Origin of the sequence: Streptomonospora nanhaiensis (genome assembly GCF_013410565.1) — a bacterium.
GTDB classification, from domain to species: domain Bacteria; phylum Actinomycetota; class Actinomycetes; order Streptosporangiales; family Streptosporangiaceae; genus Streptomonospora; species Streptomonospora nanhaiensis.
In genome coordinates, this window is the sequence record NZ_JACCFO010000001.1 from 2,918,207 (window position 1) to 2,930,141 (window position 11,935).

Consider the following 11,935-nt stretch of genomic DNA (forward strand, 5'->3'; position numbering starts at 1 on the left):
CTCCTTGGCGTGGGGGCGGGGCGGCGGGCCCGGAACGGGGGCGGACTCTCGGGGAGGCGGGCGGCGGGGCTCAGGGGGTGCGGCGGGTCAGGGGGTGAAGACCAGCCGGCCGACGGTGTCGCCGTCGGCGAGCCGCTGGACGCCCGCGGCCAGCCCCTCGGCGCCCAGCCGCTCGCTGACCAGCGGCTTGACCAGCCCGCGGTCGGCGAGTTCGGTGAGGCGGGCGTGCGCCTCGGCCACCGTCTCGGGCGCCCGCTGCCGGTACAGCCCCCAGTGCAGGCCGAGGATGGAGTAGTTCTTGATGAGCGCGTGGTTGAGTCCGGGGGTGGGGATGGTGCCGCTGGCGAACCCGATCACGACGATGCGGCCCTCGAAGGCGACGCACTTGGTGGAGCGCGCGTAGGACTCCCCGCCCACGGGGTCGAACACCACGTCGGCGCCGCGCCCCCCGGTCAGCTCCTTGACCACGGCCACGAAGTCCTCGGCGTGCCGGTCCACGACCACGTCGGCGCCCAGCGCGGCGGCGGTCTTGGCTTTCTCCGGCCCGCCGACCACGCCCACCACCCGCGCGCCGGCGGCCTTGGCCAGTTGCACGGCGGCGCTGCCCACGCCGCCCGCGGCGGCGTGCACGAGCACGGTCTCGCCGGGGCGCAGGCCCGCCCGGCGGTGCAGCGCGAACCAGCCGGTCTGGTAGCCGATGTAGAGCGAGGCGGCCTCGTCGTCGCCGAGCGAGTCGGGCGCGGGGAACACGCCGTCGGCGCTCATGAGCGCGTAGTCGGCGAAGGCGCCGGCGGGCAGGTCGGCGCCGCCGAGCACGCGCGCGCCCGGCTCGATCCCGGTGACCCCCTCGCCGGCCTCGGCGACCTCGCCGCACAGCTCCACCCCGGGGGTGAAGGGCAGCGGCGGCCGGGTCTGGTACATCCCCCGGCACAGCAGCGCGTCGGGGAAGTTCACCGCGGCGGCGCGCACGCGCACCAGCACCTGCCCCGGTCCCGGCCGCGGCGTGGCGACCTCCTCAAGCCGCAGCACGTCTGCGGGCTCGCCGTTCTCGTGCACGCGCAGCGCTTTCACGGGCCGCCTCCCGACCTTGGATACCAACTGGTCGGTCAAGAGTGAATCGCGGCCCGGCGCCGCGCGTCAAGTGCCGCCCGCGCCGGGCGGGCGGCCCTGCGGGCTTGCGCGGCCGCGACCGCGTGCGGCGCCGCGCGGCCTCAGCGCACCACGGCGACCGGGCCGTGCGCGCCGTGCAGCACCGACTGGCTCACCGAGCCCAGCATGAGGCCGCGGAATCCGCCCCGGCCGCGCGAGCCCACCACGATCAGGTCGGCCGGGGTGCTCTCCTCCAGCAGCGCCACCACCGGGTGGGCGCGCACCGTGCGCAGGTCGACGGGGACGTCGGGGTAGGCCTCGCGCATCTCGGCCAGTTCCGCCTCGGCGGTGCGCCGCGCCGTGGCCTCGACCGCGTCGTCGTCGAACGCCTCGGGCGGCACCGGGCCCATCGCCGACACGAACGCGGCCATGGGCTGCCAGGCGCAGATCGCGATGAGGTCGCTCTTGGTCCACGCCGCCTGGGAGAACGCGAACTCCACGGCCCGGCGGCTGGACTCCGATCCGTCCACGCCCGCGATGATGCGGCCGGTGACCCCGTAGGCGGCCTCGTGCTTCTTGGGCAGCACCACCACCGGCACCGGGGAGTTGGCGGCCAGTTCGATCCCCACCGAGCCCACGAAGGCCGACGCCAGCCCGCTCAGCCCGCGCGAGCCCACCACCACGGCCGTGCACTCGGGCAGGGCGGCCTCCTCCAGCAGCGCGTCGGCGGCGCGCGCCCGCGGCATGCGGGTGCGCACGGGGAGTTCGGGGAACAGGCGCACGATCCAGTCGCGCGCGTAGTCCAGGAGCGCCTGGGCGTCGCGCTCGCGGTCGGTGACCTGCTCGTCGCCGCTCGGCACGACCTCGCGGAAGGGGCCCGCGGCCTCGGAGGGCCCCACCGCGGTGACGATGCTCAGCCCCCTGCCGCGCAGGATCGCCTGGTTGGCCGACCACTCCAGCGCGTAGCGGCTGGAGTCCGAGCCGTCGACTCCGACCACGATCCAGCGTGTCTCGGGCGTGCCGTTCATTCCGCTGCTCCTCTCCTACCGGCGGCCGCGGACAGCGCCGCCGGCCCCGGCCCGGGGTGCCGGGTTCGGCACTTGCGCGGCGGCGCCGGGCCCGCGCGTGCGCGGTCCCGCGCGTCCGCGGTCCCGCGCGTCCGCCGCCGCGGCCCGCGCCCCCGATCCGCCGGGGGCCGCGAGCCGGTTCTCACCCCGGCCTTACCCCAGGTGGCACCGCGTATGCCGGAGCGGGCGGCACTATGGCCGAACAGACAGCCGGCGGCCCCGCGCACGGGCGCGGGACCGCCGGCGGCGCCCTTGGGCGCAGCGGGTGCGGGCGCCCGCACCCCGGGCGCCCGCTGGGCGGCGGTCAGGCCCGGTAGTGCAGGATGCCCCAGGTCAGGGCGCCCGAGTGGCCGCCGTTGACCCAGTTGCGCAGGCCGGTCTTCATGTGCTCCAGGTACTCGGTGCTGATCCGCCCGGCCAGTTCGGGCTCGCGGCGCTCGGTCTCGGCCAGCACGCGGCCGTAGTGGACGGGCAGGTGCTCGTGGAGGTCGTCGAACTCCAGGCGGGTCATGCCCAGGCGGCCGGCCTCGCGGTCGTAGAACTCCGGGGTGCCCATGGTGTCCAGGTGCAGCCGCCGCAGGATGGGCCGCAGCTCCTCGAACGACGCGGTCTCGGCGGCCATGGGGTCGGTGAACACGAAGTCGCCGCCGCGCCGCAGCACGCGGGCGACCTCCTCCATGACGCGGGTGCGGTCGCCGCTGTGCAGCAGGGCGTCCTGCGACCACACCACGTCGAAGGCGTTGTCCTGCAGCGGGATGTCCTCGAACGAGCCGTCGACCACCTCCACGAGGTGGTCGAGCCCGGCCGCGCGGGTCGCCTCGCGGTTGCGCTCGTTCTCGACCTCGCTGAGGTTGAGGCAGGTCACGCGGCAGCCGTAGGTGCGGGCCAGGAACCGGGCCGAGCCGCCGTAGCCCGAGCCGATGTCGAGGACCCGCGTCTGCGGCGTGATCTCCAGCTTGTCCGCCATCCGCTCCACGGTGCGGCGGCTGGCCTCGGCGATGTCGTCGTCGCCGGCCGGGCCGTACAGCCCGATGTGGATGTCGGTGCCGCCCCACACGCTGTGGTAGAAGGTGTCGGCGTCACTGGAGTTGTAGTAGTCGCGCGCCGTCTGCACCGCCGCGGAGTAGCCGTCGGCGGGCCGGTCGTCGCCCCGGTACTCCTTCTCGGCGATGTGGATGAAGAAGTCCGGCTCGTCGGCCTGGTAGGTCTCCTGGAAGTCGCCGTAGGTGTCGACCCGCTGGAAGCCGACCTCGCGCATGAGCCGCCGCACGTAGTTCTTGCGCAGCGGGAACATGTTCAGGTGGTACTCCGAGTGGTCGGGGAACCGGTAGACGAACCGCGCCAGGCCCTCGTCGACGTGCTCGGGCTCGGCCGAGACCTCCTCGCCGCAGTAGTAGTAGGTGTGCTTGTTGCCGTACTTGCCGTCCAGCAGGGCGTCGTAGTTGCGCTGGTCGAGGATGAGCACGCCGTCGTGCTTGAGCATCGCGTAGAACTCGGCCAGCGCCTTGCGCCGGTCGCGCTCGGAGAACAGGTGCGTGAAGGAGTTGCCCAGGCAGATGATGGCGTCGTAGGTGCCGTGGACGTCGCGGTTGAGGAACCGCCAGTCGGCCTGCACGATGCGCAGGATGTGCCCGCCGTAGGTCTGGCCGTTGCTGAACGCCTTGGCCAGCATCTCGGCGCTGCCGTCGGCGCTGACGGTCTCGAAGCCCTCCTCCAGCAGGCGGACCGAGTGGAACCCGGTCCCGGTGGCGACGTCGAGGACCTTGCGCACCCCGCGCGCCTTGAGCTGGTCGATGAAGAAGCGGCCCTCGCTGGCGGAACGCTTCTTCCAGTCGATCAGCTCGTCCCACTTCTCAACGAATCCGGTCACGTACTCGGCTTTGTAGTGGTCGGTGTCGCGAACGGCCAGCGGGTCATCACCGAAACGCTGCTGATCCTGTCCCTTAATTGTCCGACTCCTCACACTCGAAAAACCCTCTAGTTGGACACACACGACGCCGAGGGTCAAACTTCGCGCATATACATTGAACGCCATGACCCCCACCACAGTTCAAGTGCCGATGTGGAATTCGTCGACATATCAGCAGGCCAGAGGCTGAAAAGTCACCCCGGGTGACCATCCGGGAAGGCGTGATCAACAACGCCGAAGCGCCCCCGAGGCCAATTCCGCGCACCCGGGGAATCGCAGTGCGCAACGCATCGCGTAATACGCACCCCGCAATAACGGGAAACAAAGCGGAAACAACGCCCAATCCACGGGAATTCTCCCGGGGTGTTTCCGCCGCCCGGCCGGCCGTATTCCGCCGCCCCAATCGGCGCGCGCGGCGGTCCCCTTCCGCCTCCGGCGCCGCCCCTCCCCCGCCGGGGCCGCGCGCCAGGTCCCGGGCGGCGCCCCTGCTGGATAATGCGGGCATGGCCATCACCGGACGCGGCTCCCACGAGATCGCCGACAGCGTCGAGCGCGCGATCACCAGTGGCGACCTCGCGGCCGGGGCGGCGCTCCCGCCCATCCGCGACCTCGCGGGCGACCTCGGCGTCAACCCCAACACCGTCGCCGCCGCCTACCGGCAGCTGCGCGAGCGCGGCCTGGTCGAGACCGGCGGCCGGCGCGGCACCCGGGTGCGGCCGCGGCCCCTGGGCGCCCCGCGCGAGACCGAGCCCGCCGCCATCCCGCCCGGCACCCGCGACGCCGCCAGCGGCAACCCCGACCCCCGGCTGCTGCCCGACCTCTCCGCCGCCCTGGCCGCCGTCGCCCGGCGCCGCGCCGGGCGGCACGTCCTCTACGGTGAGCCGCCGGTGAGCGAGGAGCTGGCCGGGGTCGCCCGCGCCGTGTTCGCCGCCGACGGCGTGCCCGCCGACCACCTCACCGCCACCTCCGGCGCGCTGGACGCCTTCGACCGCGTGCTGCGCTCCTCGCTGCGCCCCGGCGACGCGGTCGTGGTCGAGGACCCGGGCTGGCCGAGCACCTTCCACCTGCTCACCGTGCTGGGGCTGCGCGCCGCGCCGGTCCGCGTGGACGACGACGGCCCGCTGGCCGAGGACCTGGCGGCCGCGCTGCGCGGCGGCGCGCGGGCCGTGCTGCTCACCAGCCGGGCGCACAACCCCACCGGAGCGGCCCTCTCCCCGGCACGGGCCGCCGAGCTGCGCGCGGTGCTCACCGGCCACCCCGGCGTGCTCACCATCGAGGACGACCACGGGTTCGGGTTCGTCAGCGCGCCCTTCACCGGGGTCTTCGGCGCCACCGGGCACTGGGCGGTGGTGCGCTCGGTCGCCAAGGCCTACGGGCCCGACCTGCGGCTGGCCGTGGTCGCCGGCGACGCCGTGACCACCGGCCGGGTCCGCGCCCAGCAGCAGTCCGGCCCGGGCTGGGTGAGCGTGGTGCTGCAGGAAGCGTTCGTGGAGCTGTGGCGCTCGGGCGCGGTGCGCCCGGAGGAGACCGCCGCGCGCTACGATTCCCGCCGCACCGCGCTGATCGCCCGCCTGGCCGAGCACGGGGTGGCGGCCACGGGCCGCAGCGGCCTCAACGTGTGGGTGCCGGTGGGCGACGAGGCCGCGGCGGTCACCGCCCTGCACGCGCGGGGCTGGGCGACCTCGCCCGGGTCGCGGCACCGGATCGCCACGCCGCCCGGGATCCGGGTGACGATCTCGGCGCTGGACGCCGCCGACATGGCGCCGCTGGCGGCCGACATCGCCGCCGCCGTGCGCACCGGCGGCCCGCCGGTGTGAGCCGCGGCCATCCCGCCATTGACAACACACCGTCATCAATACGACACATGGGGTTATCGCCGGTGACCCCCGGGTATGGGGCCCTCGACCGTGTTCGGCGCCGTATCGGGGGGATCGGCATGAGCGAGTTCGGCAGCGAGCGGCGGGTCAACGTCGCCCGCCTGTGGTCGGGCGGCCTGGCCACCGCCGTGGTGGCCGCACTGATCATCCTGGTGGGCGCGCTGGTGGTGCGCGGCGTGCTGGGCGTGCCCGTGCTGGCGCCCGAGGACGCCGGCTACTTCGGCGACCTGGGCACGGCGCTCTACGCGCTGCTGGCGGGGTGCGCCGCGCTGGCGGCCACCGGCCTGCTGCACCTGCTCCTGCTCAGCGCGCCCCGGCCCACCACCTTCTTCGGCTGGATCGTGGGGCTGGCCGCGGTGGTCGCCGCCGTCACCCCGTTCACCCAGGACGCCCCGTTCGCCGGGCAGCTCGCCACCGCCCTGATCAACGGGGTGGCCGGCACCGCCATCGCCTCGCTGCTGAGCGGGGTGGGCGCCGCGGCGGTGCGGCGCCGCCCGCCCCGCCGGAGGGGCCGGGGGCGGCGGGGCGCGCCCGGCGGCGCCCTGCGCGCCGACGCCGACACCGCCGACGTCCTCGACCCCGAGATCGACCCCGCCACCGGTACCGGGGTGGGCTACGCCGCCGGCTACCGCGACGCGCTGGCCGAGCACCCCGACCGCCGCTACGACGGCCGCCACCGGGGTCTCGACCCGCACCCGCCCGAGCCGCGCACCACCGCGGCCGACACCGACCAGGGCTGACGCCCGGGGCTCCGGCCAGGGCGCTTCGGCCCGGACGCTTTCGCCTCCACCCGGCCGCCCGGCGCACCGCGCCGGGCGGCCGGGGTGTGCCCGGGCCGCCGCCCGCGCTCAGTCGGCCGCCGCGCCCCGCAGGTCGGCCAGGATTTCCGCGAACGCGGCGCCGTGCACCCCGCCGCGCCCGCGCACCGCCGTCGGCCCGGCCGGCGGCACCGGACCGGGCGGCGCCAGTCGCGCCTCGCCCAGCGCCGCGGCCACCGTCCGCTCCCAGGCCGGGCGCAGGGTCCCCGGGTCCACGCCCACGCCCGCCTCGGCCGCCGTGCGCGCGACCTCGTCGGCGGCGAACAGGTCGCCGGTGGCCGGCCACGCCTCCTCCAGCGCCGCGCTCAGCCGGTGCCGGCCGTCGTCGGCCGAGCCCAGCCGGGCCGTCCACCGCACGGCGTGGTCGCGGTGGCGCGGCAGCCGGTCCGCGGCCGTGCGGGCGATCTGGGCCAGGCCGGGCTCGGCCGACCGCGCCAGCGCCGCGTACAGCTCCACCGCGTAGGCGGAGAACAGCAGTTGGCGCACCACGGCGTGGGCCAGCCCGGTGTTGGGCAGCTCGACCAGGCGCAGGTTGCGGAACTGGTCGGCGCTGCGCCCCGCCACCAGGTCGTCCTCGGTGCGCAGCACTCCCGTGAGCTGCTCCTCCATGCGCCCGGCGCAGCCCAGCAGCGACCGGGCCAGCTCCGCCAGCTCGCCGGCGATCGCCGCCGCCTCGGTGTCGTCGGCCGGCGCGCCGGGCTCGGGCCGCCACAGCCCGCGCAGCGCGGGGTCGGCCAGCCGGTGGCCCGCGATCAGCGCGTCGTCGCCCAGCCGCAGCACGTAGGCGGTGGCGGCGGTGTCCACCGCCGCCGCCGCGGCGCCTGTCTCGTTCATTCCGACCTCCCCAGACCTGGTGCGCGCCGCCGCTCGGCCGCGCCGGTGTCCGCACCCGCCCGCCGGGCCCGACGGCGCGCGCACGGGGGGCCATACCCCCGTTCCGCCGGTCGCGACACCTGGCCGGAGGCCCACGCGCCGTGGTCCGGCGGCCTCCCACGCTCGCGCCGCGCCGACGACTAGGGTGACCGGTGTGCTGCTCAGCGTGACCGCCGCCGGCTGAAGGGGGAGGGGCCGTGGCACTGCGGGGGGTCCTCGTGCGCGCCGCGGTGGCCTGCGCCGTGCTCGCCGTGCTCGCCGTACCGGCCGTGCCCGCCGCGCCTGCGCCGGCGCACGCGGCCGGCGCCGCGGGGGCGCCGGGCGCCCAGCGCCCCCCGCACGGCCCCGTGGTGCTGATCGGGGTCCCCGGCCTGCGCTGGGCCGAGATCGACCCCGGCGTGACCCCGCGGCTGTGGCGCCTGGCCGACCGCAGCGCCATCGGGGACATGTCGATCCGCTCCGCCACCTCGCGCACCTGTCCGGTCGACGGCTGGCTGACCGTCTCCGCCGGTGAGCGGGCGCTCAGCGAGCGGCGCCGCCACTTTGTGTGCGAACTGCCCGAGCCGCCCCGGCGCGAGGGCGCGGGCGCCCGCGTACCGGGCTTCGCCGAGCTCGCGGCGGCCAACGCCGACTCCCCCTACTCGGCCCGCGTGGGGCTGCTGGGCGACGCCGTGCGCGCGGCCGGGGGCGAGACGCTCGCGGTGGGACCGGGGGCGGCCCTGGCCGCCGCCGACGCGCGCGGCCGGGTGCCGCGCTACGTGCCCGACGTCCACGCCCTGGACCGCGCCGACCTGGCCGGCGCGTGGCTCACCGCCGTCGACCTCGACGACCTGGCCGACCTCTACCTCGCCCCGCCCGGTGGCGGCCACGGCGCCGACGGCGGCGCAGAGGACGGCGGCGCCGCCGGGCAGACCCCGGTGCCGGTCGGCGGCTCCCACCGGCTGGCGGCCCTGGCCCGCGTCGACGCCCAGGTCGGGCGGGTGCTGGACCTGCTGCCGCCCACCGCCACGGTCGCGGTGGCCGGGATCTCCGTGGACACCGGGGAGTCGGAGCTGAACGCGGCGCTGCTGCACGGCCCCGGCCCCGACGGCGCCGGCCACCACGGCGGCTTCCTCACCTCCGAGTCCACCCGGCGCACCGGCCTGGTCACCCTCACCGACGTCACCACCACCCTCACGCGCTCCCTGGAGCTGCCCGCCCCGCCGGGCGCCGTGGGGCGGGCCTGGTCCCAGCGCGAGCGCCCGCCCGAGCTCGCCGAGGCGGTCGCCGACCTGGTGGGGTTCAACACCGCCGCCCAGGTGGTGGAGTCGCTGATGGCGGGCTTCTTCAGCCTGCTGGTGGCGGTGCAGCTGCTGATCTACGCCGCCGCGGCCGTGACCCTCAAGCGGCTGGGCCGGCGCGACCGGCACACGCGCGACGCCGCGCTGACCCTCACCCGCGTGGTGGCGCTGGGCGGGGCCGCCTTCCCGGTCTCCAGCTACCTTGCCAACCTCATCCCCTGGTGGCGGGCGCCCGCGCCCGAACTCGCGCTGCCCGCGTGCGTGCTGCTGGTGGACGCGGCGGTGGTGGCGGCGGCCACGGCCGGCCCGTGGCGGCGGGAGATCCTGGCGCCCATGACCGCGGTCGCGGGGGTGACCACCGCCGTGCTGTTCGTGGACATGTGCACGGGGGCCAACCTCCAGCTCAACTCGCCGACGGGCTACACCCCGATCGTCGGCGGGCGGTTCTACGGCCTGGGCAACATCGCCTTCGCCACCTTCGCCACCGGCATGCTCATGACGGTCGCCGGGATCGCCCACGCCCTCATCGCGCGCGGGCGGCGGCGGTGGGCGGTGGCCGCCGCACTGGTGATCGGCGCCGCCACGGTGTTCGTCATTGGCTGGCCGGGCCTGGGCACCGACTTCGGCGGGGTGATGGCGCTGGCCCCGGGCCTGACCGTGACGGTGCTGATGATCGCGGGCCGCCGGGTCACCACCGGCTGGCTGCTGGGGGTGGGCGCGGCCGCGGCCGCGCTTTTGGGGCTCATGGCCTACCTCGACTACCGCCGCCCGCCCACCGAGCGCAGCCACTTCGGCCAGTTCGCCGGGCAGGTGCTCCAGGGGGAGGCCGGCCCGGTGCTGACCCGCAAGCTGGACGCGATGCTGGGCTCGCTGGGCAACTGGCAGCTCACCCTGCTGGCGGCGGGCGCGCTGGTGTTCCTGTTCGCGGTGCTCAACAGCCCGACCAACTGGCGGATGGGCACCCTGCAGCGCGCCTACGAGCACGCGCCGATGCTGCGCGCGGGCCTGACCGGGTCGCTGCTGACGGCCGTGGCGGGGTTCGTGGTCAACGACTCCGGGATCGCGATCCCGGCGCTCGCACTGACCGTGGCGGTGCCGCTGACGCTGTCGGCGTGCACGTGGGTGCTGCGCCGCGAGGGGCCGCGGGGCGGCGCTTCCGCGCCGGACCGGGCGGGCGCCGGGGCGGACGCCGCGCGCGCGTAGCACGGGGTTCCCGAGACGGGTGTGGGGCATATCGCTCTTTGCGGGCGCGAACCCCCCTGTATGCAAAGTCGCAGGTAAGCGTATATCCGCATGGACCCGGAACACGCATCCGCGTCACTCACGTCACGAATAGAACACGGCCGTGTGGTATGGTCCGGTCGGACGCTTGAGTTCTAAGTGTCTTAGCAAGAGGGGGGAGGCGCTCGCGGTTCGCGAGTCGCCCAGCAGGCCCTACGGGCCACAGCCATCTGCCGCCGATCCGCCCATGCCGACCACGCGCCCGCGGCATGCCGGCACGGCAGGCAGCGAAGATCAGCAGATCACATGAGAACCACATAGGCCCGGCAGCGCCAACTGCCGGCGTGGGGGTATCGACTTTGAAAGACCAACCTCGCCTAAGCGGCGCGCCCGTCAACGCGCTGACCAGCGCGTTCGGCATTCGCCTTCACTCTGGAGGCCCTGGCGGCGCCGCACCGACCCCCAGGGCCACGGTATCGGCGCAACACCTCGGAGCGAATATGCCCGCGCTGAAGATCACCCGACGCACGCGCGACGAGGGCATCGTCCTCGCGCTCAGCGGCGAAGTCGACATGGCCACCGAGGAGCAGTTCCACCGCGCCGTACGCGACGCCCTTGAGGCCCGTACGGGCCGCCTCGTCCTCGACTTCACCCGGCTGGCGTTCATCGACTCCAGCGGCCTGCGGGTGCTCATCCAGGCGCACAAGGCCGCCAAGGCCGTCGACTCCACCGTGGCCATCGCCGGTGCCACCGAGCGCGTGGCGCGCATCCTGCACGTCACCGCGATCGACACCCGCATCCCCATGTTCGACTCCGTCGACTCCGCCCTGGCCGCTCCGCAGGAGAGCCCCAGCGCGAGCTAGCGCCGCCCGCCCAACCGGGCCGGCCACACGAAGAACAGGCGCCCACGCTGCCGCGTGCGGCGCCTCCGTCGTCTCCGGGCCGGGCTGGCCGGCTAGAACATCAGCAGCCAGATCCCGGCGGCGGTGACCGCCACGTTGACCACGCCGAAGAACAGCACCCACACGATCCCCGGCACACCGGTGAGCCGGTGCAGCTGGTCGGCGTCGGAGTGCGGCGAGGGCTGCCGGGAGCGCTGCGCCTGGAGCTCGAACACCGGCCGGATCCCGGCCAGGAGCAGGAACCAGGTGAAGAAGTAGGCGAAGGCGGCCTGCACCTCGGGCGGGGTGAACCAGGACACCAGGAACACCACGGCGCCGGTGCCCACCACCGACACCACCCCGTAGACGTTGCGGATGAGCAGCAGCATCGCGGCCAGCACCAGGATGCTCATCCACAGCAGCGCGGTGACGCGGTTGCCCAGCAGCAGCAGGATGCACAGCAGCCCCACGATCGAGGGCGTGATGTAGCCCGCCGCGACCGTGAGCACCATGCCCGGACCGGTCGGGCGGCCGCGCGAGACGGTCACGCCCGAGGTGTCCGAGTGCAGCCGGATGCCGGTGAGCTGGCGCCCGCTGAGCAGGGCCATCACCGCGTGCCCGCCCTCGTGGGCGATGGTGACGACGTTGCGGCCCACGCGCCACACCGGGCGGAACAGCACCGCCGCCAGGGCCACCACCCCCGCGGTCACCACGAGCCACATCGGCGGGGCCGGCTGGGCCGTGAAGACGTCGCGCCAGACGTCTCCGAACGTCGTCGCTTCCATGGGCGTCTTCTCCTCGGTCACCGGGGCTCAGGCGAACTGTAGGGCACTGTAGGGCATGGGCGAGGGCGCCTGTCCCGTCCGCGCGGACGGGACAGGCGCCGGCCCGAGGGGGCCGGCCGCGCGCGGTCGGCCCCG

9 protein-coding genes are annotated in these 11,935 nt (G+C 75.3%); 4 read left to right on the top strand and 5 right to left on the bottom strand.

Annotated elements, in window-relative coordinates:
- Nucleotides 1-87: 87 nt before the first annotated feature.
- The 3 genes from HNR12_RS12530 to HNR12_RS12540 form a co-directional block, all read right to left on the bottom strand.
- Nucleotides 88-1,071: an NADPH:quinone oxidoreductase family protein gene (locus HNR12_RS12530; RefSeq protein WP_179767656.1), complete on the bottom strand. Its 984-nt coding sequence runs from the start codon at nucleotides 1,069-1,071 to the stop codon at nucleotides 88-90.
- A 140-nt stretch (nucleotides 1,072-1,211) separates the two neighbouring features.
- Nucleotides 1,212-2,117 (bottom strand): universal stress protein, encoded by a 906-nt coding sequence (locus tag HNR12_RS12535; protein WP_179767657.1) that lies wholly within the window; start codon nucleotides 2,115-2,117, stop codon nucleotides 1,212-1,214.
- A 343-nt stretch (nucleotides 2,118-2,460) separates the two neighbouring features.
- Nucleotides 2,461-4,149, bottom strand: a complete 1,689-nt coding sequence (locus HNR12_RS12540) for a glycine/sarcosine N-methyltransferase (protein WP_449338038.1) — start codon at nucleotides 4,147-4,149, stop codon at nucleotides 2,461-2,463.
- Between the two features lie 419 nt (nucleotides 4,150-4,568).
- On the opposite strand from HNR12_RS12540, the gene HNR12_RS12545 reads away from it, so the two are divergent.
- Nucleotides 4,569-5,882, top strand: a complete 1,314-nt coding sequence (locus HNR12_RS12545; protein ID WP_179767659.1) for an aminotransferase class I/II-fold pyridoxal phosphate-dependent enzyme — start codon at nucleotides 4,569-4,571, stop codon at nucleotides 5,880-5,882.
- A 119-nt stretch (nucleotides 5,883-6,001) separates the two neighbouring features.
- Nucleotides 6,002-6,682 (top strand): DUF6069 family protein, encoded by a 681-nt coding sequence (locus HNR12_RS12550; RefSeq protein WP_179767660.1) that lies wholly within the window; start codon nucleotides 6,002-6,004, stop codon nucleotides 6,680-6,682.
- A 108-nt stretch (nucleotides 6,683-6,790) separates the two neighbouring features.
- Here the strand turns inward: HNR12_RS12550 and HNR12_RS12555 are convergent, their stop codons facing one another.
- Entirely contained in the window at nucleotides 6,791-7,594 is an 804-nt protein-coding gene (locus tag HNR12_RS12555; protein WP_179767661.1) for a 1,2-phenylacetyl-CoA epoxidase subunit PaaC, read from the bottom strand.
- 236 nt (nucleotides 7,595-7,830) lie between these two features.
- On the opposite strand from HNR12_RS12555, the gene HNR12_RS12560 reads away from it, so the two are divergent.
- Both HNR12_RS12560 and HNR12_RS12565 read left to right on the top strand, forming a co-directional pair.
- On the top strand, nucleotides 7,831-10,116 hold the full coding sequence (locus HNR12_RS12560) for a hypothetical protein (RefSeq protein ID WP_179767662.1): 2,286 nt from the start codon (nucleotides 7,831-7,833) through the stop codon (nucleotides 10,114-10,116).
- A gap of 518 nt (nucleotides 10,117-10,634) precedes the next feature.
- Nucleotides 10,635-10,997 (top strand): STAS domain-containing protein, encoded by a 363-nt coding sequence (locus tag HNR12_RS12565; protein ID WP_179767663.1) that lies wholly within the window; start codon nucleotides 10,635-10,637, stop codon nucleotides 10,995-10,997.
- 92 nt (nucleotides 10,998-11,089) lie between these two features.
- Here the strand turns inward: HNR12_RS12565 and HNR12_RS12570 are convergent, their stop codons facing one another.
- Nucleotides 11,090-11,800 (bottom strand): M50 family metallopeptidase, encoded by a 711-nt coding sequence (locus tag HNR12_RS12570; protein ID WP_179767664.1) that lies wholly within the window; start codon nucleotides 11,798-11,800, stop codon nucleotides 11,090-11,092.
- Nucleotides 11,801-11,935: the final 135 nt, after the last annotated feature.